Origin of the sequence: Nocardia sp. FBN12, from assembly GCF_050320175.1 — a bacterium.
Classification (GTDB): Bacteria; Actinomycetota; Actinomycetes; order Mycobacteriales; family Mycobacteriaceae; genus Nocardia.
In genome coordinates this window covers 6033527-6056240 of the sequence record NZ_CP190048.1, presented here as the reverse complement: position 1 = coordinate 6056240, position 22714 = coordinate 6033527, and the positions used below count along the sequence as shown (strand labels likewise).

General features: G+C 67.5%; 22 protein-coding genes and 1 tRNA gene. 14 read left to right on the top strand and 9 right to left on the bottom strand.

Features of this window, described 5'->3' with window-relative positions; genetic code table 11:
• Position 1 precedes the first annotated feature (1 nt).
• Positions 2 to 1288, top strand: coding sequence for a DUF58 domain-containing protein (locus ACQHI0_RS28595; protein ID WP_427904859.1), 1287 nt, complete (start codon positions 2 to 4; stop codon positions 1286 to 1288).
• A 180-nt stretch (positions 1289 to 1468) separates the two neighbouring features.
• Here ACQHI0_RS28595 and ACQHI0_RS28590 read toward each other — a convergent pair whose 3' ends face one another.
• Positions 1469 to 2215: an RDD family protein gene (locus ACQHI0_RS28590; protein WP_427904858.1), complete on the bottom strand. Its 747-nt coding sequence runs from the start codon at positions 2213 to 2215 to the stop codon at positions 1469 to 1471.
• Between the two features lie 18 nt (positions 2216 to 2233).
• Between ACQHI0_RS28590 and ACQHI0_RS28585 the strand changes: the two genes are divergently transcribed.
• On the top strand, positions 2234 to 3268 hold the full coding sequence (locus ACQHI0_RS28585; protein WP_427904857.1) for a stage II sporulation protein M: 1035 nt from the start codon (positions 2234 to 2236) through the stop codon (positions 3266 to 3268).
• An 801-nt stretch (positions 3269 to 4069) separates the two neighbouring features.
• Here the strand turns inward: ACQHI0_RS28585 and ACQHI0_RS28580 are convergent.
• Positions 4070 to 5491, bottom strand: a complete 1422-nt coding sequence (locus tag ACQHI0_RS28580) for a hypothetical protein (protein WP_427909334.1) — start codon at positions 5489 to 5491, stop codon at positions 4070 to 4072.
• Positions 5492 to 5580: 89 nt separating this feature from the next.
• Between ACQHI0_RS28580 and ACQHI0_RS28575 the strand changes: the two genes are divergently transcribed.
• A complete protein-coding gene (locus ACQHI0_RS28575) occupies positions 5581 to 6219 on the top strand; it encodes a class I SAM-dependent methyltransferase (RefSeq protein WP_427904856.1) in 639 nt (212 codons plus the stop codon).
• Positions 6220 to 6275: 56 nt separating this feature from the next.
• Here ACQHI0_RS28575 and ACQHI0_RS28570 read toward each other — a convergent pair.
• Positions 6276 to 6358: transfer RNA gene (locus ACQHI0_RS28570), tRNA-Leu, on the bottom strand.
• Positions 6359 to 6576: 218 nt separating this feature from the next.
• On the opposite strand from ACQHI0_RS28570, the gene ACQHI0_RS28565 reads away from it, so the two are divergent.
• The 8 genes from ACQHI0_RS28565 (at position 6577) to ACQHI0_RS28530 (ending at position 17013) form a co-directional block, all read left to right on the top strand.
• Positions 6577 to 8010, top strand: coding sequence for a DUF3662 and FHA domain-containing protein (locus ACQHI0_RS28565; RefSeq protein ID WP_427904855.1), 1434 nt, complete (start codon positions 6577 to 6579; stop codon positions 8008 to 8010).
• Between the two features lie 168 nt (positions 8011 to 8178).
• On the top strand, positions 8179 to 8655 hold the full coding sequence (locus ACQHI0_RS28560; protein WP_427904854.1) for an FHA domain-containing protein FhaB/FipA: 477 nt from the start codon (positions 8179 to 8181) through the stop codon (positions 8653 to 8655).
• The gene (locus ACQHI0_RS28555) at positions 8652 to 10097 is read left to right on the top strand and encodes a PP2C family protein-serine/threonine phosphatase (protein ID WP_427904853.1); all 1446 of its coding nucleotides are present in this window, start codon (positions 8652 to 8654) and stop codon (positions 10095 to 10097) included. The genes ACQHI0_RS28560 and ACQHI0_RS28555 overlap by 4 nt, the downstream gene beginning before the upstream one ends.
• Complete coding sequence (locus ACQHI0_RS28550) at positions 10097 to 11569, top strand: FtsW/RodA/SpoVE family cell cycle protein (protein WP_427904852.1); 1473 nt, start codon at positions 10097 to 10099, stop codon at positions 11567 to 11569. The genes ACQHI0_RS28555 and ACQHI0_RS28550 overlap by 1 nt, the downstream gene beginning before the upstream one ends.
• The gene (locus ACQHI0_RS28545) at positions 11566 to 13032 is read left to right on the top strand and encodes a peptidoglycan D,D-transpeptidase FtsI family protein (RefSeq protein WP_427904851.1); all 1467 of its coding nucleotides are present in this window, start codon (positions 11566 to 11568) and stop codon (positions 13030 to 13032) included. Before ACQHI0_RS28550 ends, ACQHI0_RS28545 begins: the two co-directional genes overlap by 4 nt.
• Before the next feature lie 37 nt (positions 13033 to 13069).
• Positions 13070 to 14596 (top strand): protein kinase domain-containing protein, encoded by a 1527-nt coding sequence (locus ACQHI0_RS28540; protein WP_427904850.1) that lies wholly within the window; start codon positions 13070 to 13072, stop codon positions 14594 to 14596.
• On the top strand, positions 14593 to 16494 hold the full coding sequence (gene pknB, locus ACQHI0_RS28535; RefSeq protein ID WP_427904849.1) for a Stk1 family PASTA domain-containing Ser/Thr kinase: 1902 nt from the start codon (positions 14593 to 14595) through the stop codon (positions 16492 to 16494). Before ACQHI0_RS28540 ends, pknB begins: the two co-directional genes overlap by 4 nt.
• A 99-nt stretch (positions 16495 to 16593) precedes the next feature.
• Positions 16594 to 17013 (top strand): CBS domain-containing protein, encoded by a 420-nt coding sequence (locus tag ACQHI0_RS28530; RefSeq protein WP_427904848.1) that lies wholly within the window; start codon positions 16594 to 16596, stop codon positions 17011 to 17013.
• 7 nt (positions 17014 to 17020) lie between these two features.
• Here the strand turns inward: ACQHI0_RS28530 and ACQHI0_RS28525 are convergent, their stop codons facing one another.
• From ACQHI0_RS28525 to ACQHI0_RS28515, 3 genes are all read right to left on the bottom strand, one after another.
• Positions 17021 to 17479 carry a deaminase gene (locus ACQHI0_RS28525; protein ID WP_427904847.1) on the bottom strand — a complete coding sequence of 153 codons (459 nt, stop codon included), beginning with the start codon at positions 17477 to 17479 and terminating at the stop codon, positions 17021 to 17023.
• A gap of 143 nt (positions 17480 to 17622) precedes the next feature.
• Entirely contained in the window at positions 17623 to 18303 is a 681-nt protein-coding gene (locus ACQHI0_RS28520) for a RibD family protein (RefSeq protein WP_427904846.1), read from the bottom strand.
• Positions 18300 to 18962: an aminodeoxychorismate/anthranilate synthase component II gene (locus ACQHI0_RS28515; protein ID WP_427904845.1), complete on the bottom strand. Its 663-nt coding sequence runs from the start codon at positions 18960 to 18962 to the stop codon at positions 18300 to 18302. Before ACQHI0_RS28515 ends, ACQHI0_RS28520 begins: the two co-directional genes overlap by 4 nt.
• 191 nt (positions 18963 to 19153) lie before the next feature.
• Between ACQHI0_RS28515 and crgA the strand changes: the two genes are divergently transcribed.
• Both crgA and ACQHI0_RS28505 read left to right on the top strand, forming a co-directional pair.
• A complete protein-coding gene (gene crgA / locus ACQHI0_RS28510) occupies positions 19154 to 19417 on the top strand; it encodes a cell division protein CrgA (RefSeq protein WP_427909333.1) in 264 nt (87 codons plus the stop codon).
• A gap of 84 nt (positions 19418 to 19501) precedes the next feature.
• The gene (locus ACQHI0_RS28505) at positions 19502 to 19945 is read left to right on the top strand and encodes a PH domain-containing protein (protein WP_427904844.1); all 444 of its coding nucleotides are present in this window, start codon (positions 19502 to 19504) and stop codon (positions 19943 to 19945) included.
• Positions 19946 to 20049: 104 nt separating this feature from the next.
• Here the strand turns inward: ACQHI0_RS28505 and ACQHI0_RS28500 are convergent, their stop codons facing one another.
• Positions 20050 to 20583, bottom strand: coding sequence for a peptidylprolyl isomerase (locus ACQHI0_RS28500; protein ID WP_427904843.1), 534 nt, complete (start codon positions 20581 to 20583; stop codon positions 20050 to 20052).
• A gap of 52 nt (positions 20584 to 20635) precedes the next feature.
• Between ACQHI0_RS28500 and ACQHI0_RS28495 the strand changes: the two genes are divergently transcribed.
• Positions 20636 to 20785: a hypothetical protein gene (locus ACQHI0_RS28495; protein ID WP_170112099.1), complete on the top strand. Its 150-nt coding sequence runs from the start codon at positions 20636 to 20638 to the stop codon at positions 20783 to 20785.
• A gap of 13 nt (positions 20786 to 20798) precedes the next feature.
• Here ACQHI0_RS28495 and ACQHI0_RS28490 read toward each other — a convergent pair whose 3' ends face one another.
• Both ACQHI0_RS28490 and ACQHI0_RS28485 read right to left on the bottom strand, forming a co-directional pair.
• Positions 20799 to 21644: an ABC transporter permease gene (locus ACQHI0_RS28490; protein ID WP_427909332.1), complete on the bottom strand. Its 846-nt coding sequence runs from the start codon at positions 21642 to 21644 to the stop codon at positions 20799 to 20801.
• 5 nt (positions 21645 to 21649) lie between these two features.
• A complete protein-coding gene (locus ACQHI0_RS28485; RefSeq protein ID WP_427904842.1) occupies positions 21650 to 22651 on the bottom strand; it encodes an ATP-binding cassette domain-containing protein in 1002 nt (333 codons plus the stop codon).
• Positions 22652 to 22714: the final 63 nt, after the last annotated feature.

Here is a 22714-nt window from a genome sequence, read left to right as displayed (position 1 = left end):
CGTGGTGGTCACAGGCCGGTTCGCGCTGCTCGCCACGGCCGCGGCGGCGGTGGTGATGTTCGTGGTCCCGACGTGGGTAGGGGTGCTCGGCGCGTCCGCGTTGCTGGTGGCGCTGCTGCTGGTCGATATCGCGCTGACCGCGCGGGCGGATTCGCTGTCGCTGACCCGCGATCCGTTGACGGTGGTGCGGCTCGGCCGCGCCACCGAGGTGGAGTTGGTGGTCACCAACACGGGCGCCGCCACCGTGCGCGGACTGCTGTGGGACGCCTGGCCCGACAGCGCGCGTCCCGAACTACGCGACCAGCACCTGGATCTGGCGCCACACACGCGAATCCGCTTGCGCACCAAGCTGACTCCCACCTATCGCGGCGATCGGGTCGCGGGTCCGGTGACGGTGCGGCTGCTCGGACCACTGGGTCTGGCGGGACGCCAGAGCCGGGTCGACGTGCCCGCCAGAGTGCGCGCGCTGCCCGCGTTTCGCAGTGAGCGACTGCTGCGTTCGAAGGTGAGACGGCTGCATCACCTCGAGGGCCGCAATGTCGCCAACACGCGCGGGCAGGGCACCGAATTCGATTCGTTCCGCGAGTACGTGGCAGGCGATGACGTGCGCAGTATCGATTGGCGGGCCACCGCGCGCGCCAACGACGTGCTGGTGCGGACCTGGCGGCCCGAACGCAACCGGCACATGCTGATGGTCCTCGACACCGGGCGGGCGAGTGCGGGCCGGGTCGGCGAGGGGACGCGGCTCGACAGTTCGATCGAAGCGGCGTTGCTGCTGGGTGGGCTGGCCGCGGCCGCGGGCGACACGGTCGACCTGATGGCCTACGACCGGCGAGTGCGTGCGGAAGTGAGTGGTGTCGGCGGCAATCAGCTGCCGCTCAAACTTATGCACACCCTCGCGGGGGTTACTCCACAGCTGGTGGACACCGATACCGACGGACTGGTCCGCACCGTGATCTCCCGGGTGCGCAGGCGGGCGTTGATCGTATGGTTCACCAGTCTCGACGGGCCGACTGTCACCGAGCACCTGCTGCCCGCGCTACCCACACTCACGCAACGTCATCGGGTGCTGATCGTCTCGGTCACCGACCCCGATATCGCCGCGGCGGCGAGCGATCGTTCGCAGGTCTACACCGCGGCGGCCGCCGAAACCGTGCTGGCCGAACGCGCGCTCGTGCAGGAATCACTGCGGCGGCGCGGTGTGGCCGTGGTGGCGGCTGCCCCCGATCAGCTGCCCGAGGCACTGGCCGACGAGTACCTCGAACTGAAGCAGTCCGGCTCGCTCTGAATCTATGGACATCGCGAATTGTGCACAACCGCACCTGGTTGTGGATAACCGGAGTTTCTACCGGTACTCACAGTTCATCCACCGACTCGCCAACAGATTCATCCACAGGATGGTTTGTGCACAGGTGGGTTCGCGCACAACCTGATTCGTGCACAGGCTGTTTCATCCACAAGCTGGGGATTACACCCGCGAAAGCTGCTGTCGCCGAGCGAGAATCGCGCCGAGCACGTGATACGGCGGGTAGCCGACGGGCGCCGGACAGCGCAGCGCAGCGCACATCGCCTCGACGAGTTCGGTGCCGAGATAGTGCTGTGTGGGCGGCGTGAGCGTCGGCAGCCGGGTCAGGTAGCGCCGTGCCGCGGCGGCCAATTCGTCGGAGATCCCGCTCGGATCCAGCTGCGCCGACCACCCGGCCAACCACGGCGGCGCGACGGCCAGCGACGGCATCGGCATGGCCTGCCGGGTGTGCACAACTACGGTTCCGGCGAGCACATCGCCCACTCGCTTGCCCTCGCGCGAACACAGCGACGTGACCACGGCGACCGCGCCGAACGCACCGAGCATCCAGAAATCCACAATCGCACCCGCGAGGCCACGGGTGAGCGCGTGCCGGAAGTCGATCGGCCCGGCATCGGCGCGCACGACGCGCAAGCCGAAGGCCAGCTTGCCCAGTGACCGCCCGCGCGAGACGGTTTCACTGACCACCGGGTAGGCGATCAGCACAACCACCAGCGTGACGACCGCCGTCACCGAGAACCAGGCGGAGTCGGCGTCGGTGACGATCAGCACCAGCATCAAGACATATTCCAGCGTCGCGGCGAGCGCGAGCTGGAGCATCAGGTCGAGCAGAAAAGCGCCCGCACGGCTGGGGATGCGCGCGATGGGGAGCTCGAGCGCTACCGCTTCGCCGGTGGTGAATTCAGCCATGTGGCTAGCATTCCCGATATGGACACCGATGCCTACAGCTGGGCGAGTCAACGGTCTTGGTATCGGCTCGATCAGCTGGTTCGCCAGCGCAAGTTGTCCGGTGCCGATGCCGACGAACTGGTCCGGTTGTACCGGTCCAGCTCGCAGCAGCTGGCGAGATTGCAGGGGCACCACCCCGATCCGGAGCTCGTCGACCGGCTCAGCGCGCTGCTGGCGCGGGCCCGTGGCCGGGTGCTGGCGGCCAGGTCGCAGCCGTGGCGCGAGGTCGGCCGGTTCTTCACCCGGCACTTTCCCGCGGCTGTGTACAGAGCCTGGCCGTGGTGGTTGGGGACAACTGCGATCTTTCTGGCCGTCGCGGGCGTGATCGGCGTGCTTGTGGATCGTTCGGCCGCGGCGCGCGATGCGCTGGGGATACCAGCGGGTGATCTGTCCGACATCACCGGACCTGGGGGTTCGTTCGAAACGTACTACTCCGAGCACCCCAACGAGGCCTTCGCCGCCAAGGTCTGGACCCACAACTCGCTGGTGTCGGCGATCGCGTTGTTCACCGGTGTGCTGATCCTGCCGGCTGTGTACGCATTGTTCATGAACGCGCTGAATCTGGGGATAACCGGTGGATTGATGGCCGACGTGGGGCGGCTGGATTCGTTCTTCGGCTTCATCCTGCCGCACGGCACGCTGGAGCTCACCGCACTGTTCGTCGCGGGCGGGGTGGGGTTGAAACTCGGCTGGACGCTGGTGGACCCGGGACGGCGCAGCAGGGCGGCCGCGATGGCCAGGCAGGGGCGTGCGACCGCCACGGTGGCGCTCGGGCTGGTGTGCGTGCTGCTGGTGTGTGGCCTGCTGGAGGGTTTCGTGACGCCGAGCCCACTGCCGGTCCCGGTGCGGATCGCGCTGGGGTTCGTGGCCGAGGCGCTGTTCCTGTACTACGTCTTCGGGATCGGCAGGCGGGTGGCCGAGGAACAGGACGCGGAGGCAGTGGTACCGGTCTCGGCGGCGGATCCGGCCGATCGGTGGCTGATGGCGCCGGCGAAGGTGCTCGACCGGGCGTGAGCTCGCATCTGTGCGTGCATCTGTGCAGCCGACAACTCCGAGCACACCGGCCACGGGACGCGCCGGGCAATCGGCAGCTACGGAAGGTTAAGAGACGGTGACGAACTCCCCCATTTGAGTTCCGCTGGCCGCAGCGAGTCGGGCTCGAACTGCGGCCAGCGTTACCGTCAACTGTACACAATCGTTATGGTCACGCAACCCCCAACGCGCAGGTCCGGGGTAGGAATTGCGAACCTGCAAAGGGCTGTGGACGCACCGTTTTTCACACCCGCAGCAAACTTCTGGCGTCACCCGCACCGCATGGCCGGCGGCACCGAGAATTCACCCCGAGCAAACCTTCGATAACGAGTCACGCACCTTCGACAACGTTCGCGCGCGAATATTGAGCAAGGTTGCCTCGGCACATACCAACCCCTCCTCATAGCTGTCACCTGGGGTTTCGGCAACGGAATTACGGTTGCCGACTACTTGAAACGAGAAAAGAAACCTCAAGTTTGTTAACTAGCCTGCAAACTAGACACACGCCCAGCAATCGCACTGAAACACCGAATTCATTGGCTCTAACTGGTCGAATGACCGGTTGCGAACGGGCCGCCGAACAACCAGAAATCGGCGGAAGAACACCCGGAATACAAGGGTGCACGGGCAGTGTGACCTTCGCCTCACCTGCGAGTATCGGGACTATCCAGTCATGCAGAGGACAGCATCGATGCCGCCGCGCGGCGATGGCCGCCACCAGCCGAAACAGGCACGAGGTCGGCTCGAGGTGCGAAAGGCCGGACGCTGCCGGACGCGGCGGTCTCAGCCGATTCGGACGATCCCCGTCACCGTTCCCTGCCAGAGCGCGCCGCCTCGGGTGATGAGCGCGGCCATCTGCAGCGGATCCTCCGCGACGGTTCCCGGCAGGTGTGTGGAGGTGCGCACGGCACCGGTTTCCGGGTCGACAACGACGTAGTCGAATCCGTCGAGGGGGGTTGCCGAATCGGGCCCGACACGCCGCAGGGTGTGGATGCCGCCGTCGGCGAGCGACAGCCGCGGGACCGCCGCGCTGCGAACTCGGCTGTCCCACACCGGGACACATCCGTCGGCGGTGAGGTCGACCCGGCTCAGACCGCCGTGAAACGGCGCGTTCGCCGGCACAGCCGGGCCCGCGCCCTCGGGAACGGTGGGATACGGATAGCCGTAGGTGCTCGCGACGAAGATCGACGAACCGATCGCGATCGGCGAATTCTCACTACCGCCGACGGGGACCGGAATGGAGCAGACCTGCTCACCCGAACCGGACCGCGCCACGATGAGTCGCACCTGATCGTCGGCATTGTCGACGATGGCGAGATATTCGTCGCCGCGCACGGGACCGAAGTATGTCGGCGTCGAGCCGGTACCCCAGCTGAGCTGACCCGGTTTGCGTGCGGCGCCGCGATCGTAGGCGGCCCGCCAAAGGATCTCCGGCTCACTGTTTTTCGCACGCAGTTCGTACAGGGCGTGCGTACTCGCCACGGCCACACCACCATTGGGTGCCGACGAGATGCTGTTGGCCACCGACTCCCCGGACGGCAGCCGCACCGTCCCCACGCCACCATCGCGTCCGACGAACCCGACGACACCGTGTCCCGTCGCGAACCACACATTGCCCGACCAGTCGGGGACCAGCCCGGTGACGTTGTCGCCCTGGGGAATCACGCCACTCAGATCCGACTGCACGGTCGCCGTCAACCGCCACGCGCCGTCGTCACCCCGAACATGCGCGACCCGCAACAGCCGCCGCGCACCGTCGACGACCACCAGTCGATCCTCGTTGTCGAGAAAGGCGTAGACCCCGCCGAGCAAGCTCCCCTTGGTCAACGGCAGCGAAGCGAGCGCCCCACCGACCGGCCCCGGCGCGGCCGTATCGAACAGAAACACCGTCGGCGTCTGACCCGCGATGGCGGTGCACAACCCGACTACCAGTCCGTCCGCGCCCTCGAGCAGCGTCGGGCAAGCAGCCCCGAGCGGATACACCGTGACCCCGGCCCCGGCGGCGGGCCCGGCCAGCGGCGTCACATCCGACGATCCGGCATCCCCGTGCATCGTCGCCGTTCCGAGCGGACCGAGGAAAGGGTTGGCCGCGAGCGGACCGGTCACCGGCGGCGCGGCCGACGCCGGAACCGACCAGGCGCTCGCCGAGACGAGGGTGAGGACGGCGGCGCGGGCGAGGAAGCGGCGAGATACAGACGACACGATCTGTATCGAACCCGAATTCCGGGCCGGAGAGAAGTATTCGGATCACCCTGCGGGACCGGCGGCCCGAAAACGCGGCCTACGATGGCCCCATGACCGGGGTCAGAGATCGTCTGCTCACGACAATCGCCGGGCAGCTCGGCAATCCGCACGGTGTGCTCGGCAAGGGCGTGGCGTCGGTCCTCAATCGCGGGAACAAGCGTGCCATCGCGGCCGCCGTCGACGCCGCGGCGCCGACCGCCGCAGCGCGGGTCGCCGATATCGGTTTCGGCGGTGGGATCGGCCTGGAGTTGCTGCTGGCCCGTGTCGGCGCCGAGGGCGTGGTGCACGGCATCGAACCCTCCCCCGACATGCTCGCCCGCGCGCACGGCCGTTTCGCGGGGGCGGTCGCGCACGGCCGCCTCGCTCTCGCCGACGGCACCCTCACCGCGATCCCCGTGCCCGACGCGAGCCTGCACGCGGCGATCACGGTCAACACCATCTACTTCCTCGCCGATCTCCCGGCCGCCTGCGCCGAACTCGCCCGCGTCCTGCGGCCAGGTGGCGTCGCTGTGGTCGGCATCGGCGACCCCGAGGCCATGGCGAAAATGCCGTTCACCCCTTACGGCTTCACCCTGCGTCCGGTTGCCGAGGTAGTGGCGGCGCTGAGCTCCGCCGGACTGACTGTGGAGCAGCGCACCCTGGCGAATCCGCCGATCCCGCACCACCTGCTGATCGCGCGCAAGGCCTGATACCACCCCCGAAACGACTGAAGGCCCGATCCAGAAGGATCGAGCCTTTAGTCTTGTGGGCGAAGGGGGACTTGAACCCCCACGTCCTTACGGACACTGGCACCTGAAGCCAGCGCGTCTGCCATTCCGCCACTCGCCCGAGCGACTGGAAAAATCTAACATGCCCCGCGGGCGAAAATAAAATCGATTCCCTGACCTGCGGCGATGCGGTGAAAGCCGGGCCGGGAACCGGGGGGCGCCGCCGGGAGTTACCCAGGTAGAGGATCGTGGATATCATGCAAGGAACGTGGTCGCGTCCGGACACGCCGTAACTAGCGGTCGAGAAGGGCGGACACGCGCACCGAAGGGAGGGCTGTGATGGGCATCGTGTCGAGATTCGAGCGTCGCTTGCAGGGCGCTGTCGGTGACGTGTTCGCGCGGGTGTTCGGCGGCAGTGTGGTTCCCCAGGAGGTGGAGGCCGCGCTGCAGCAAGAAGCCGCAGATCAGATCCAGGATCTGGAGGGCGGGCACCGCCTCGCGCCGAACAGTTACGTGATCACGATCAACGAAACCGATCACGGCAAGCTCGACGCCGATCACGACCTGACAACCAAAGCGTTCGCCAAACATCTGCAGGATTACATCCGCGAGCAGGGCTGGCAGACCTACGGCGAAGTTCACGTGGCGTTCGAGGCATCACCTACGCTGCACACCGGAATGTTCAGAGCGAGCGGCCGCGTCGACCCCGACGCCGGTCGTGGGACGGCCCCACCTCGCCCCGGACCGCCACAACGACCCGCACACCCGCAACCAGGAGCTGGCCCCATGACGCATAACTCAGGCTACGAGCCCGGCCGAGAGCCCGCGGAGTCCGATCCACGCAACCGCGGGTATGCACCGCCGCCCGCCGGTGCGCCAGGGGCTTCCTACCCGGCCGACGATTACGGCCGCGGTGGCGGCTACGGCGCGCCCGAGGCGCAGCCCGGATACGGCGACGCCGCGTACGGCCAGCAGGGTGGCGAATACCAGAACGGCTACGACCCCGCCGCGCCCGCCCAGCAGGGCTACGGCCAGCAGGGTGGCTACGGCGCCCAGCCCGCGTACGGCGAGCAGGGCTACGACCAGCAGGGCGGCTACGGCCAGCAGGCCTACAGCCAGCAGGGCGGCTACGGCGGCCAGGGCGCCCAGCCCGGTTACGCCGAGCCCGGCTACGACCAGCAGGGCGGCTACGGCCAGCAGGGCTACGCCGAACCCCAGCAGCAGGGCTACGGCCAGCAGGGTGGCTACGGCCAGCAGGGCTACGCCGACCCCGGCTACGACCAGCAGGGCGGCTACGGCCAGCAGGGCTACGCCGAACCGCAGCAGCAGGGCTACGGCCAGCAGGGCTACGGCGCGCAGCCCGGTTACGCCGAGCCCGCCTACGGCCAGGAGGAGCAGGGCGGTTACGCCCAGCCCGCCGCCGCGGGCTACGGCCAGCAGGGTTACGGCCAGCAGCAGGGCGCGGGCTACGGCGCCGCCCAGTCGAGCTACTCGGCCACGCTGCAGCTCGACGACGGCAGCGGCCGTACCTACGCGCTGCGCGAGGGGTCCAACATCCTCGGCCGCGGCCAGGACGCCCACTTCCGGTTACCCGACACGGGTGTGTCGCGTCGCCATATCGAGGTGCGCTGGGACGGCCAGACGGCCATGCTCTCCGACCTCGGTTCCACCAACGGGACCCTCGTCAACGGGTCCCCCGTGCAGGATTGGCAGCTCGCCGATGGCGACGTCATCCGGGCCGGACATTCCGAGATCCTGATCCGGATCGTCTGATCCCGTAAGCTGCGCGGTGCACGTCACGAGTCGACGCTGTCGGCTCTATGATGCTGCCATTACACGCACGGTCCCGACCTCGGGGCCCGCAAGCCAGCACGCTGGTGGGGGTGGTTCGCCCCGCACCTGCCGTACCGACGTACCCGGGCGAACAGGAGGTGGAACGCCGTGCAGGGATTGATCCTGCAATTGACCCGCGCGGGGTTCCTGCTGCTGCTCTGGTTGTTCGTCTGGGCCGTTCTGCGGACCTTGCGCAGCGATATCTACGCGGCATCCGGCATACGGATTCAGCCGAGGGCAACTCGCGGTGCACGCGGGTCCATCGGTCTGCCCTCCTTCAGCCGAAGCCAGAAGGGCGCCAAGTATCTAGTGGTGACTCATGGTTCACTCGCCGGCACTCGGATCACCCTCGGCACGCAACCGGTTCTCATCGGACGCGCCGACGATTCGACGCTGGTACTCACCGACGACTACGCCTCGACCAGGCACGCGCGACTGTCTCAGCGTGGTGACGACTGGTACGTGGAAGACCTCGGTTCCACCAATGGCACTTATCTCGACCGCGCGAAAGTCACCACCGCCGTCCGTGTTCCGCTCGGCACTCCGGTGCGAGTCGGCAAAACAGTGATCGAGCTGCGATCGTGACTCTTGTTCTGCGCTACACCGCGCGAAGCGACCGCGGACTCGTCCGGGGCAACAACGAAGATTCGGTCTACGCGGGCGCACGCCTGTTAGCGCTGGCCGACGGCATGGGTGGCCATGCCGCCGGAGAAGTGGCTTCCCAGTTGATGATCGCCGCGTTGGCGCATCTCGACGACGACGAGCCCGGCGACGACATCCTCGGAAAGCTCGACCACGCCACGCATTCCGGCAACGCCGCCATCGCCGACCACGTCGAGGCCGAACCCGAACTCGACGGCATGGGCACCACGCTCACCGCCATCCTGTTCGCGGGCCGCAAGCTCGGCATGGTCCACATCGGCGACTCGCGCGCCTACCTGTTACGCGACGGCGAACTCACCCAGATCACCCGCGACGACACGTTCGTGCAGTCGCTGGTCGACGAGGGCCGGATCACTCCGGAGCAGGCGCACACCCATCCGCAGCGTTCGCTGATCATGCGTGCCCTCACCGGCAACGAGATCGAGCCGACGCTGATCATGCGCGAGGCCCGCGCCGGTGATCGTTATCTGCTGTGCTCCGACGGACTCTCGGACGTGGTCAGCGACGAGACCATCGGCAACACCATGCGCGAGGGCAATACCGACGAGTGCGCCGACCGGCTCATCGAATTGGCTTTGCGCTCAGGCGGTCCCGACAACGTGACCGTCGTGGTCGCCGATGTGATCGACCTCGACTACGGCCAGAGCCACCCGATCCTCGCGGGCGCCGCCTCCACCGAGGAGGAGGAAGACGCCCCGCCGCCGAACACCGCCGCAGGGCGCGCCGCCGCCATGCGTCCGCCGCGCGCGCAACCGCGCCGCGCCGCCGCCGCGCCGCCGCCAGTGGAAACCAAGTCGCACAAGCTGCGCTGGCTGTTGCTGTCGCTGGCGTTGATCGGCGCGGTCGCCGTCGGACTCGTGGTGGGCTACAAGATGATTCGCAGCAACTACTACGTGGGCGCCGACAACGACAAGGTGGTCGTGATGCGCGGCCTGCCCGGTTCGATCCTCGGCTACTCCATCCACGATGTGGAGCTGTCGGGTTGTGTGAACAACAAAGGCGAGCTCACGCTGCTCGAAGTCGGCAAGTCCGCGCCGAGCGGTTGCAAGACCCTGATGGTCAGCGATCTGAAGCAGACCGGGCGCGACCAGGTGAGCAAAGGCCTGCCGCCGGATTCGCTGGACAAGGCGCGCGGCAGCATGAAGGTGCTGGCGCAGAACGAACTCCTGCCGGTGTGCCCGAAGAAGGAATCGGTGCCGCAGCCCGGCGTGCTGCCGCCCGAGCAGACCCAGCTGCCCCCCGGTGCACCGACTCCCGGCCCTGATCAGCCCGCGACACCGACCACCACCCCGGCACCGACCACCACGACCGTTGCGCCGACAACCCCGCAGATCTCAGGGGAGAACTGCCGGGTGACGGACTGATGTCCGCACCGCCACCGCCGTCGGCCGGGGCGTTCCCCAGTCCCCCTGGCGGATTCGCGCCGGCGCCACCGCCGTCGACGCGACGCAACCAGGAGTTGCTGCTGCTGGCGGGTGCGGCGGGCATCACGACGGTGTCTTTGGTCATCGTCGAGGCGAGCCAGGAACAGTCGATCACCACCGACATCGCCAAGTACGGCTTGGCGTTCCTCGCGCTGTTCGGGATCGCGCATCTCGCGGTGCGCCGATTCGCGCCGTTCGCCGACCCACTCCTACTACCGATTGTGGCGCTGCTCAACGGATTGGGCCTGGTACTGATCCACCGGCTCGACCTCGCGGAAGCGCAGAAAGCCGCATACGACGCGACATCGGTCCCCTCCCCCGACGCCAACCAGCAGATCATGTGGACCGGCCTCGGCATCGTGGTGTTCATCAGCCTGCTCATCGTCTTGCGGGATTACCGCACGCTGGCGCGCTACACCTACACACTAGGCCTGGTCGGCCTTGTCGCGCTGGCGATTCCGGCACTGTTGCCGAGCCGGTTCTCCGAAGTCAACGGCGCCAAGATCTGGATCCGGCTGCCCGGATTCAGCATGCAGCCGGGTGAATTCGCGAAGATCCTGCTCATCATCTTCTTCGCGGGCGTGCTGGTGGCCAAGCGTGACCTGTTCACCGCGGCGGGCAAGCACTTCCTCGGCATGGAGTGGCCGCGACCGCGCGATATGGGCCCGGTCCTGATCGTGTGGATCGTCTGCATCGGCGTGCTCGTGCTCGAAAAGGACCTCGGCACTTCACTGCTCATCTTCGGCACGGTGCTGGTGATGATCTACATCGCCACCGAGCGGGTGGGCTGGCTGATCATCGGTGGCGGGCTGCTCGCGCTCGGCTTCGTGTTCGCCTATCAACTGTTCGGGCACGTGCGCGTGCGCGTCGACACCTGGCTGCACCCGTTCGACGACTACCACAACACCGGTTACCAGATCTCGCAGTCGATGTTCGGTTTCGCCACCGGCGGGCTCGCGGGCACCGGCCTCGGCAGCGGACGGCCCCAGCAGGTGCCCTTCGCCAAGACCGACTTCATCGTCACCACCATCGGCGAGGAACTGGGCCTGATCGGGCTCACCGCGGTGCTGATGCTGTTCCTGATCTTCATCGTCCGCGGGCTGCGCACCGCGCTGGCGGTGCGTGACAGCTTCGGCAAGCTGCTCGCGGCCGGTCTGTCCTTCACCATCGCGATCCAGATCTTCGTGGTCGTCGGCGGTGTCACCAAACTGATTCCACTCACCGGTCTGACCACGCCGTTCATCTCCTACGGCGGTTCGTCGCTGCTGGCGAACTACGCGCTGCTCGGGCTGTTGATCAAGATCTCCGATGCGGCCCGCGCACCGGCACCGACCCGTAAGCGCGCGCCCGCCCCGATCGCCGACGCGGCCACGGAACTGGTGCGCAGGCCGGAAGGCAGGGTGAGCGAATGAACACGCCTCTGCGTCGCGTCGCCGTCGCCGTCATGGTGATGGTGGTGGCGTTGCTCGTGAACGCGACCTACCTGCAGGTGGTCAAGGCCGACGACCTGCGCAGCGATCCGCGCAATTCGCGGGTGCTGCTCGACGAGTACTCGCGCCAGCGCGGTCAGATCTCCGCGGGCGGCACCGTGCTCGCCGGCTCCGTCGCGACCGACGACCGGTACAAGTACCTGCGCGAATATCCGTCAAACCCACCCGCTTACGCACCTGCCACCGGCTTCTACTCGATGCAGTACGGCAAGACCGGGCTCGAGCTGGCCGAGGATCCGCTGCTGTCGGGCAATGACTCGAGTCTGTTCGGCCGACGCCTCATCGACATGTTCTCCGGACGCGATCCGCGCGGTGCGAACGTGCTCACCACGCTGAATCCGATGATGCAGCAGGTCGCCTACGAGCAGATGACGTCGAAGGGCTACACCGGCGCCGTCGTGGCGATCGAGCCGAGCACCGGCAAGATCCTGACCATGGTCTCCACGCCGAGTTACGACCCCAACGAGCTGTCGGGCCACGACGGCGCGGCGGGGCGGGCGGCCTGGGAGCGGTTGAGCACCGACGAGACCCAGCCGATGCTCAATCGCGCTGTCTCGCAGACCTACCCGCCGGGCTCGACGTTCAAGACCATCGTCACCGCGGCCGCGCTGTCCAACGGTGTCGCCGGACCGAACGACCAGTTCACCGCGGCGCCCAACATCACCCTGCCCGGCACCAGCACCACGCTGGAGAACTACAACGGCAGCACCTGTGGTGACCAGCCGACGGCCAGCCTCTACGAGGCGTTCCGGCGGTCGTGCAATACCGCGTTCGTCGAACTCGGCGTGAAGGTCGGCGCGGCCAAGCTCAAGGACGAGGCCGCGGCCTTCGGAATCGGACCGCACCGCGGGGTGCCGATCCCGGTGGCCGAGTCGACCGTCGGACCGATCCCGGACAACGCCGCCCTCGGCCAGTCGAGCATCGGTCAGCGCGATGTGTCGGTGACCCCGCTCGACATCGCGGTGGTCGCCTCGACCATCGCCAACGGTGGTACCAGGATGCAGCCGTATCTGGTCGACCAGACCCAGGCGCCCGATCTGTCCGAACTCAGCAAGTCCGACCCGGTCAGCGTCGGACAGGCCGTGACGCCGCAGGTAGCGTCGACATTGAAGGATCTGATGGTCGCCTCGGAAGCCAACACCGCGGGCGGTGGACGCTCGCCGTACCAGATCGCGTCCAAGACCGGAACCGCCGAACACGGCAGTAATCCCCGTAACACCCCGCCACACGCCTGGTATATGGCCTTCGCGCCCGCGCAGAACCCGAAGATCGCCATCGCGGTGATCGTCGAGAACGGCGGCGATCGGGCGCTGGCGGCCACCGGTGGTTCGGTGGCGGCACCGATCGCCAGGTCGGTGCTGGACGCGGGCCTGGCAGGGGGCTGAACGAAATGAGTGTGCGAGTGACAACACGGGGGCCCCGATGCTGAACAACGGTGCTTTGATCGCCGACCGCTACCGCCTGCAGCGGCTCATCGCCACGGGCGGGATGGGTCAGGTCTGGGAGGCGATGGACACCCGGCTCGATCGCCGGGTGGCGGTCAAGGTCCTCAAGACCGAGTTCTCCGCCGACCCGACCTTCCGTGCCCGGTTCCGGGTCGAAGCGCGCACCACCGCGCAACTCAACGCCCCCGGGATCGCGGGCATCTACGACTACGGCGAGACCGCCGACCCGTCGGGCGGCGAGACCGCGTACCTGGTGATGGAGCTCGTGCAGGGCGAGCCGCTCAACGCGGTGCTCAACCGGATGGGCAGGCTCTCGGTCATCCAGGGTCTCGACATGCTGGAGCAGACCGGGCGAGCCCTCGAGGTCGCGCACGCGGCCGGCGTGGTGCACCGTGACGTGAAGCCGGGCAACATCCTGGTCACGCCGACCGGTCAGGTGAAGATCACCGACTTCGGCATCGCCAAGGCGGTCGACGCCTCGCCGGTGACCAAGACCGGCATGGTGATGGGCACCGCCCAGTACATCGCCCCCGAACAGGCCGTCGGCGAGGACGCCACCGCGGCATCGGATGTGTACGCGCTCGGCATCGTCGGCTACGAAGCACTGGCAGGCGTCCGTCCGTTCACCGGCGAGGGTGCGATCACCGTCGCGATGAAGCACGTGCGCGACGCGCCGCCGCCGATGCCCGACGACCTGCCCGCGAACGTGCACGAGCTGATCGCCATCACGATGGCCAAGGATCCGCTGCAGCGCTACAGCAGCGGTGGCGAGTTCGCCGATGCCGTCGCCGCCGTGCGCGCCGGGCACATGCCACCGCTTCCCGGCGGCGCCACCGGGTCGTCGATGACCGGCGCGACCCGGGTCCTGCCGCCCGGACCGACCGTGGTGCTGCCCGCGGCGGCCGCAGCGGCCGCCGCCGCGGCGGACTACGAGGGCGCGACCATGCGCTTCGGCCATCAGCCCGGCGGCCCGCCGACCGGCGGTTACAGCGGTCCGGCCACCCAGGCTGCCGCGCCGGCGCCGGTTCCGGCGAGCAACTCCAAGAACAATCAGAAGTGGCTGATCGCGCTCGGCGTCGGCGCACTGGCGCTCGGCGGCATCGTGCTGTGGGTGCTGTTCGGCGGTGAACCGAACCGGGGTTCGACCACCACGACCACCACGGTGCAGACCACCAAGCCGCTGCCCCCGCCGGTCACCACCACCCAGCCCGTCCCGCCGCCGCCGGTGATCTCCGAGGAACCGACGACCACCACGCAGCGCCCGACGACCACCACCGAGCCGCCGACTACCACCACCGAGCCGCCGACTACCACCACCACGGTGCCGCCGACCACCACGACCAAGACCAAGCCGACGACGACGCCGAAAACGACCAAGCCGGAGCCGACCACCACGGCGCCCGCCGGGGGAACCACCACCGTCGGCCGCCCCCGGCTGCCCACCTTCGACCTGCCGTTCCCCGACAGCGACACGGCCGTAGGCCCGACCATAGGACAACCATGACGACCCCGAAGAATCTCTCCTCGCGGTACGAGCTTGGCGAGATCATCGGGTTCGGCGGCATGTCGGAGGTGCACCGCGCCCGCGACGTGCGGCTGTCGCGCGACGTGGCGATCAAGGTTTTGCGGGCCGATCTTGCCCGCGATCCCACGTTCTACCTGCGGTTCAAGCGCGAAGCCCAGAACGCGGCCGCGCTGAACCACCCGGCCATCGTGGCCGTGTACGACACCGGCGAGGCCACCGTCGACGGCGGCCCGCTGCCCTACATCGTGATGGAGTACGTCGAGGGCGACACCCTGCGCGACATCGTGCGCGGCAAGGGGCCGCTGGCGCCGCGCAAGGCGATGGAAGTCGTGGCCGATGTGTGCGCCGCGCTCGATTTCAGCCACAAGGCCGGGATCGTGCACCGCGATATGAAGCCGGCCAACATCATGATCAACCGCGCCGGTGCGGTGAAGGTGATGGACTTCGGCATCGCGCGGGCGATCGCCGACAGCGCCAACCCGATGACCCAGACCGCCGCGGTGATCGGCACCGCGCAGTACCTCTCGCCCGAACAGGCGCGCGGCGAGACTGTCGACGCGCGTTCGGATGTCTATTCCGTCGGCTGTGTGCTGTTCGAAATTCTCACCGGGCAGCCGCCGTTCACCGGTGACTCGCCGGTCGCGGTCGCCTACCAGCACGTGAAGGAAGACCCGCCGCTACCGTCGTCGGTCAATCCCGGCGTGCCACGCGAGCTCGATTCGGTGATCCTCAAGGCGATGGCCAAGAACCCGGCCAACCGGTACCAGACGGCCGCGGAGATGCGGGCCGACCTGATCCGGGTGCTCGGCGGGCAGAAGCCGAGCGCGCCGATGGTGATGAACGACGAAGACCGCGGCGATTACGACTACGACGACGATCCAGGCCCGCGCAGCTTTCACGACCGCCGCGACGACACCTCCGAGCACCCCGTGGTCGGACCCGCCGGTGAGGAACGCAACCGCACCGGCCTGATCGCGCTCGGCGTCGCGGCCGCGCTGGCCGTGGCGTTCGGGCTGTTCTGGGTGCTGGTCGGGCCGGGGAGCAAGGCCGATCAGGTGGCCGTTCCCGACCTGTCGGGCAAGCCCGCCCAGCAGGCGCAGAGCGAGCTGCAGCAGGCCGGTTTCTTCGTGGCCGTGCAGCAGAAGCCGGATGGCAAAGTGGCGGCGGGCAATGTGATCGCGACCCAACCGCTGGGCGGTTCGCGCATCGACGAGGGCAGCACCGTGACGTTGCAGATCTCGACCGGGCCGACGCAGGTGCAACTGCCTCGGCTGATCGGGATGACGCGGGCCGACGCCGAGCGGGAGCTGAATTCGATCGGGCTGCAACTGGATCCGAATGTGGCGCGCAAGCCGTCGAGCACGGCCGACACCGACAAGGTGATCGCGCAGGACCCGAGCGCGGGTGTGCGGGTCGACATCGATCGGCCGGTCGTCCTCACCATCGGCGACGGGCCGGAAGAGGTTCGCGTGCCGAGCGTGGTCGGCCAGGACATCTCTGTCGCCCAGCCCAATCTGGTCGACTCCGCCGGTTTCACGGTCGATATCAAGGAGATGAAGTCCGCGCTGCCGAAGGGCCAGGTGCTCGCCACCAACCCGGCAGGCGGCAGCAACGCGGAGAAGGGCTCGACCATCACGGTCCATGTCTCCGCCGGTGACCGGATCACCGTCCCCGATCTGACCGGGCTTACGCCGGTGCAGGCCCAGGAAAGGCTGCGCAGCGAGGGATGGACCGGCCAGCTCAGCCAGACCACGGTGATCACTCTCGACGGCAATGCCTCGGGCAAGGTCGTCGGGCAGAGTCCGGCGGCCGGTTCGGCAGTGACGTTCAACGGCAATATCGTGCTGCACGTCGGAGCCTCGCCGATTCCGCGGTGAGGTCTCGATTGGATGGCGAAAGCGCCCGCCGCGGCCAGGCGGGCGCAGAATAAGGCTGCTCATCCCATCCAGCTCTGCTGAACGAGGAGGTAGCCCCTTATGACCACAGCCAGGGACATCATGAAGCCCGGTGCGCAGTGGATCACCCGAGGTGACACCGTCGCGACCGCGGCGACAGCGATGGCCGATCTCGGTGTCGGCTCGCTCGTCGTCGCCGATGACGACGAGCGCATGTGCGGCATCATCACCGACCGCGACATCGTGGTGAAGTGCGTCGCGCTCGGCTTGTCTCCGGATCTGACCACGGCGGCGGAACTCTGTGAGGCGACCCCGCGGTGGGTCAGCGCGGACGCCGATGTGGAAGACGTGCTCGACCAGATGGAATCGCACCGGGTGAAGCGGATGCCGGTGATCGAGAACAAGCGCCTGGTCGGGATGATCAGCGAGGCCGACCTGGCGCGGCACCTCGACGACAATCAGCTCGGCGAATTCGTGACCGCCATCTACGGCAGGCCATGACCCAGCGCTAGCCCAGATCGAGGTGGGCGTTCATCGACATGGCCTCGGTGGCCAGGTCGGTGAGCTCCACCACGCGTACGCCGTTGGTACGGAGTTTGTCCACACCCTCGCAGGCGGCGACGAACAGGCTCGGCTCGCGCCAGGCGATGACCACGGTGGGGATGCCCGCGGCCAGGATCCGATCGGTGCACGGCAGCCGGGTAGCGGTGGCGCGGGTGGAGCACGGTTCGAGGGTGCTGTAGATCGTTGCGCTGGTCAGGCGGGGGTCGGCGGGGTCGAGCTTGTTCAGCGCGGACTCTTCGGCATGCACTTTCTCGTCGGTTTCGCGGGAGAAACCGGTCGCGATTTCCACACCGTCGGCGACGATCACGGCGCCCACCGAGTAGGCGGTATCGCTGGGGGGACAGTTCCTGGCGAGTTCGATCGCCCTGTGCATGAACCGGTGGTCGGCATCGTCGTGGCTCATCGTGTCCCCTGTGGTCTGCAAGTTATCCACAACTCCGGCGTGATGTGGAATCGGTCATTTTCAGGTGTGGAGCAAAGTTGTCCGCGAACTGTGGACAGCGGAATTTTCCCAGGTCAGTGCGGTGAAGTTGTTCGCAGTACCAGTTAGTTGTGGGGGTGGGGATCAGGGCTGACCAGGTAGTTCAGCACAGCGACATCCCCAAGTTGTTCCACACCCGCCAGGTGCAGCCTGCGCGCGGCGCCGCCGGGGAACTCGGCCGGTCCCACGAAGCGCGGAGCCGCCGGATCGCCGACCAGGATCGGGGCGATCGCCAAGCGGATCTCGTCGACCAGGTCGGCCGCGAGGAAACCGGTGTGCATACCGGTGCCGCCTTCGACCATGAGCCTGTGGATATCTCGTGCGCGGAGATCGTCGACGAGGGCGCCGAGCACGAGTCGCTCGCCGAGGCTGATCACCTCGGCGAGTCCGTCCAGCCGGTCGCCCAGCTTCGCGGCGCCCGCGTCGGAGGTGTAGACGAGTTTGTCGCCGCCGGTGTGCCAGAAGCGCAGCTCCGGATCGAGCTCACCGGAATCGGTGACAGTCACCTTCACCGGATACTCCGGCTTGCCCGCCGCCACCCGCGCGGCCCGGCGCTCGGCACTGTTCACCAGCAACCGCGGATTGTCGGAGCGCAGGGTTTGCGCCCCGATCAGGATGGCGTCCGATTCGGCGCGAATCTGGTCGACCCGATCGAAGTCGGCGGCGTTGGACAGCAGCAGCCGCCGCGCACTCGCGTCATCGATGTAGCCGTCGAGACTCGCCGCGACAGAGAGCAGAACTCTCATTTCGTCACCAGCGCGGCGACCTCCGCCTCGAGCGCGGAAACGAGTGCCTCGGACGGACGTTCGCCGCAGACCTCAAGCCAGTTGGCCAGCATCCGGTGGCCGCCCTGGGTGAGCACGGACTCGGGGTGGAACTGCACGCCGTGGATGGGCAGCGTGCGGTGCCGCATCGCCATCACGATGCCGCTCTCGGTGTGTCCGACGACGACCAGTTCCTCGGGGATGGTCTCCGGGAGAACCGTCAGCGAGTGGTAGCGGGTCGCGGTGAAGGGATCGGGCAGGCCGGCCAGGACGCCGGACCCCAGGTGGAACACCTCGCTGGTCTTGCCGTGCAGCAGTTCGGGCGCCCGGTCGACGGTGCCGCCGAACGCCTCGCCGATCGCCTGATGCCCGAGGCACACACCGAGCAGCGGAACGGTGTGCTTCGCGGCCGCGTGCACCAGCGGGATGCTCGCGCCCGCGCGGTCGGGGCTACCGGGACCGGGGCTCACCAACACGCCGTCGAAGGTGCCGCCCTCGTCACCGATGGTGAGCAGAGTGTCGAGATCGTCGAGGCGGGGATCGTCATTGCGCCAGACCACGACGTCGGCACCAAGCTGGCCGAGGTACTGCACCAGGTTGAACACGAAGCTGTCGTAGTTGTCGACGACCAATACACGCATGCGTCGAGGGTACGTGGCGACCCACGTTCTCGGCGCGCCTCCGCCTCTGGACTGAGTGGAGGGTGCGACGAAGGAGTGCCCGGAGGGAGGGAAGAGGCGGAGTTAAGCGCCGAGAACAGCGGCGCCAGCCGCCGATGACACAGCCTGGTGGGATAGCCTGGACATACCTGTACTCCGAATTCGAGGACGTCATGCCCAAGTCCAAGGTCCGCAAGAAGGCCGACTACACCCCCAGCCCCGCCAACCGCACCGCGGTGAAGGTGAAAGCGGGGCCGTCGCCGGTCTGGTACGTCGCGATCATGCTGGGCTTCATGCTCGCCGGTCTGGTGTGGCTGATCGTGTATTACCTGGCCGCAGAGCACATCGGCTTCATGAACGACCTGAACGCGTGGAACTTCCTGATCGGGTTCGGCCTGATGGTCGTCGGCCTGGTCATGACCATGCGCTGGCGCTGATCGCCACGGATTACACGCGTGTTATTCATGCACACCTGTGGATAACCCTGTGCACAACTCGAGGATAGAGGGGCGAACTACCGCGTGAACGACGCACAACCCGTCTCGTGGTCGACCCCTGTCGCAGGCCTGCTCGCCGTCACCGGCGGCGGAATCCTGCTGGTGGTGCTCGCGATCCTCGCCCAGGACGGGCCGAGCAGGCTGCTCGTCGGCATCGCCGCCGTCGCGGTGCTCGCCATGTCCGCGCTCGGCCTCCGGCAGCGCCCCCGCCTCACCATGGTTCCCGGTTCAGAGCCGCGCCTGGTGGTCGGCACCCTCACCGGCCCACAGGAATACCCCCTCGACCGGATCGATCGGATCCGGATGGTCTCCTACCGCCGCATCGGCCGCAAAACCGCGATGCTCGAGATCGACGTCCAGCACGACGACACCGAGCGCCTACTGATCTTCGGCCGCTGGGACCTCGGCACCAACCCCCACGACGTCTACGACGCCCTCGTGGTGAACGGTTTCGCCTCGGTGACCTAGCGGCCGGCGCCGAGAACACCGACCTCCGACTGACGTTGTTTCACGTGAAGCAAAGAAACTCCCCGCCGCGATGATCTGCGACGGGGAGTTCTTTATGACTGCGATCAGTCGATGCTGACGCCCGAGATGATGACCGGGTCGGTCGGACGATCGTTGCGATCGGTCTTCACCGAGGCGATCGCGTCGACCACCTTGCGCGAATCGGGGTCGACCACCTCGCCGAAGATCGAGTGCTTGCGGTTGAGGTGCGGCTGCGCGCCGACCGTGATGAAGAACTGCGAACCATTGGTCTCGGTGCCCGCGCCCGCATTGGCCATCGCGAGCAGATAGCCGCGGTCGAAGCGCAGATCCGGGTGGAACTCATCGGCGAACTCGAAGCCCGGCCCACCACGGCCGGTGCCCGTCGGATCGCCGCCCTGGATCATGAACCCCGGGATGATCCGGTGGAAGACGGCGCCGTCGTAGAACGGGCCACTGTCCGTACCGCCGGCATTGACGGTGGAGTACGGCGCGGTGCCGTCGGCGAGACCGACGAAATTGCGCACCGTCTTCGGAGCGTGGTTGCCGAAGAGCGCGATCCTGATATCGCCGTGGTTGGTGTGCAGAGTCGCCACGGCCGTCTGGTTGGGTGAGGTCACGCAGTTATGGTGCCACGCGGCACGCCGAATCTGTTTGTGCCACAGTGGTCGAATGAAGCTTCGTAATCCGCTGCTCGCATCGATCGCGCTCGCCGGGGCGGGCGCCCTGGCTTACCTGGCCCGCGCCAAGCGTCCACAACTGCCCGAACCGGCCGCCGAGCCGCCGCGTCTCGGGTATTCCCGCAACGGCTCGGCGCACTAGTTCCGGCTGTTCCTCAGCGGCTGACCGACTTCTTGTACTGGATCTGAGCCAGCGGCACGAACACGATCAGGATCACCACGATCCACATCAGCGATGTCGCCACCGGATGCTCCATCGGCCAGGCCTGCGACGGCGGCGCCATCGGATTGACGTTGCCGAACAGGTCACGCACCGCCTGGGTGAGCGCCGAGACCGGGTTCAATTCGGCGAAGACCCGAAGCGGAGTCGGCATGTTGTCGAGCGGCACGAAGGCGTTGGACAGGAACGTCAGCGGGAAGATCACCATGAAGCTGGCGTTGTTGAACACCTCCGGCGCCCGCACGATCAGGCCGACCACCGCCATCATCCACGACAGCGCGTAGGCGAACAGCAGCATCAGCGCATACGCCAGTACCGCGTCGAGGAACGACCCGCGGATCCGCCAGCCGACGACCAAACCGGTCAGCGACATCACCACCAGGCTGACGATATTGATCACCACATCGCTGATCGTGCGCCCGACCAGCACCGCGGACGGCGCCATCGGCAGCGACCGGAATCGGTCGATGATGCCCTTCTGCATGTCTTCGGCCAGGCCCGCGCCGGTGAAGGTGGCGCCGAACACGACGGTCTGGGCGAAGATGCCCGCGATCAGGAATTCGCGGTACCCGCCTTCCAGCCCCGGAACGCTGATCGCCGAGCCGAAGACATAGGCGAACAGCAGCACGAACATGATCGGCGACATGGTGGTGAAGATCAGCACGTCGGGCACGCGCTTGATCTTGATGACATTGCGTTTGGCGATGGTGATGCTGTCGCTCACCACCATCGAGAGGCGTTCGCCGAGGCTCGGATGTGACACAACGGCTTTGTCGAGCATGGCGCTCATCGGTTCTTTCCTTCCGCGGCGCCCACGGTCTGCGACTCGGGCTCACCGTTGACGATTTCTTCGGCCTCGTGCCCGGTGAGAGTCAGGAAGACGTCGTCGAGCGAGGGCCGACGCAGGGCCACATCGTTGATGGTCACCTTGTGCTCGGTGAGCCTGCCGATGGCGGTGACCAGGTCCGCCGACCCGTCGGCCACCGGGACCGTGAGCTTGCGCAGGCCGGGTTCGAGGTGGATCTCGCCATCGGCGAGCCCGCCGAGCACCTGTTGGGCGACGGCCAGTTGGTCGACCGCACCGACGGTGAGTTCGATCCGGTCGCCACCGACCAGCGCCTTGAGTTCGTCGGCGGTGCCGCGCGCGATCACCTTGCCGTGGTCGATCACCGCGATGGAATCGGCGAGGCGGTCGGCCTCTTCCATGTACTGGGTGGTGAGCAGCAGCGTGGTGCCGCCCGCGACCAGTTCCTCGATGACGTCCCACAGGTCGAGCCGGGCGCGCGGGTCGAGACCGGTGGTCGGCTCGTCGAGGAACAACACCGGCGGGTTGGCCACCAGCGCGCCGGCCAGGTCGAGACGCCTGCGCATGCCGCCGGAGTAGCCCTTCACCGGCCGGTCGGCGGCGTCGCTGAGCCGGAAGCGGTCGAGCAGTTCGCGAGCCCGCTCCTTACTGCGCTGGGTGCCGAGGTGGTAGAGCCTGCCGACCATTTCGAGATTCTCGAAGCCGGTGAGGTACTCGTCGACCGCGGAATACTGGCCGGAGGCGCCGATGCGTGAGCGCAGGGCCTGCGGTTGGGTGAGCACGTCGATGCCCGCGACGGTGGCGGTGCCCTCGTCGGGGATGAGCAGGGTGGTGAGAACGCGGACGGTCGTGGTCTTTCCGGCGCCGTTCGGGCCGAGAAGCGCGGTGACGGTACCTTCCGGCACGGAAAGGTCGAGTCCGTCCAGGGCGACGAGCTGCCCATACCGTTTGACCAGACCCTCGGCGACGATTGCGTCGGGCATGATTCTCCTGAAGTCGAGGTTGGCGATGCTGTGCCCAGTATTGCCCTACCCACTGACAAGTCG

What these genes read in the sequence shown, in the direction of transcription:
- pknB (WP_427904849.1), top strand. Translation starts at nt 14,593, where the DNA reads ATGACGACCCCGAAGAATCTCTCCTCGCGGTACGAGCTTGGCGAGATC.
- ACQHI0_RS28485 (WP_427904842.1), bottom strand. Translation starts at nt 22,651, where the DNA reads ATGCCCGACGCAATCGTCGCCGAGGGTCTGGTCAAACGGTATGGGCAG.
- ACQHI0_RS28525 (WP_427904847.1), bottom strand. Translation starts at nt 17,479, where the DNA reads ATGAGCCACGACGATGCCGACCACCGGTTCATGCACAGGGCGATCGAA.
- ACQHI0_RS28550 (WP_427904852.1), top strand. Translation starts at nt 10,097, where the DNA reads ATGTCCGCACCGCCACCGCCGTCGGCCGGGGCGTTCCCCAGTCCCCCT.
- ACQHI0_RS28590 (WP_427904858.1), bottom strand. Translation starts at nt 2,215, where the DNA reads ATGGCTGAATTCACCACCGGCGAAGCGGTAGCGCTCGAGCTCCCCATC.
- ACQHI0_RS28490 (WP_427909332.1), bottom strand. Translation starts at nt 21,644, where the DNA reads ATGCTCGACAAAGCCGTTGTGTCACATCCGAGCCTCGGCGAACGCCTC.
- ACQHI0_RS28545 (WP_427904851.1), top strand. Translation starts at nt 11,566, where the DNA reads ATGAACACGCCTCTGCGTCGCGTCGCCGTCGCCGTCATGGTGATGGTG.
- ACQHI0_RS28515 (WP_427904845.1), bottom strand. Translation starts at nt 18,962, where the DNA reads ATGCGTGTATTGGTCGTCGACAACTACGACAGCTTCGTGTTCAACCTG.
- ACQHI0_RS28565 (WP_427904855.1), top strand. Translation starts at nt 6,577, where the DNA reads ATGGGCATCGTGTCGAGATTCGAGCGTCGCTTGCAGGGCGCTGTCGGT.
- ACQHI0_RS28520 (WP_427904846.1), bottom strand. Translation starts at nt 18,303, where the DNA reads ATGAGAGTTCTGCTCTCTGTCGCGGCGAGTCTCGACGGCTACATCGAT.
- ACQHI0_RS28495 (WP_170112099.1), top strand. Translation starts at nt 20,636, where the DNA reads ATGAAGCTTCGTAATCCGCTGCTCGCATCGATCGCGCTCGCCGGGGCG.
- crgA (WP_427909333.1), top strand. Translation starts at nt 19,154, where the DNA reads ATGCCCAAGTCCAAGGTCCGCAAGAAGGCCGACTACACCCCCAGCCCC.
- ACQHI0_RS28530 (WP_427904848.1), top strand. Translation starts at nt 16,594, where the DNA reads ATGACCACAGCCAGGGACATCATGAAGCCCGGTGCGCAGTGGATCACC.
- ACQHI0_RS28540 (WP_427904850.1), top strand. Translation starts at nt 13,070, where the DNA reads ATGCTGAACAACGGTGCTTTGATCGCCGACCGCTACCGCCTGCAGCGG.
- ACQHI0_RS28575 (WP_427904856.1), top strand. Translation starts at nt 5,581, where the DNA reads ATGACCGGGGTCAGAGATCGTCTGCTCACGACAATCGCCGGGCAGCTC.
- ACQHI0_RS28585 (WP_427904857.1), top strand. Translation starts at nt 2,234, where the DNA reads ATGGACACCGATGCCTACAGCTGGGCGAGTCAACGGTCTTGGTATCGG.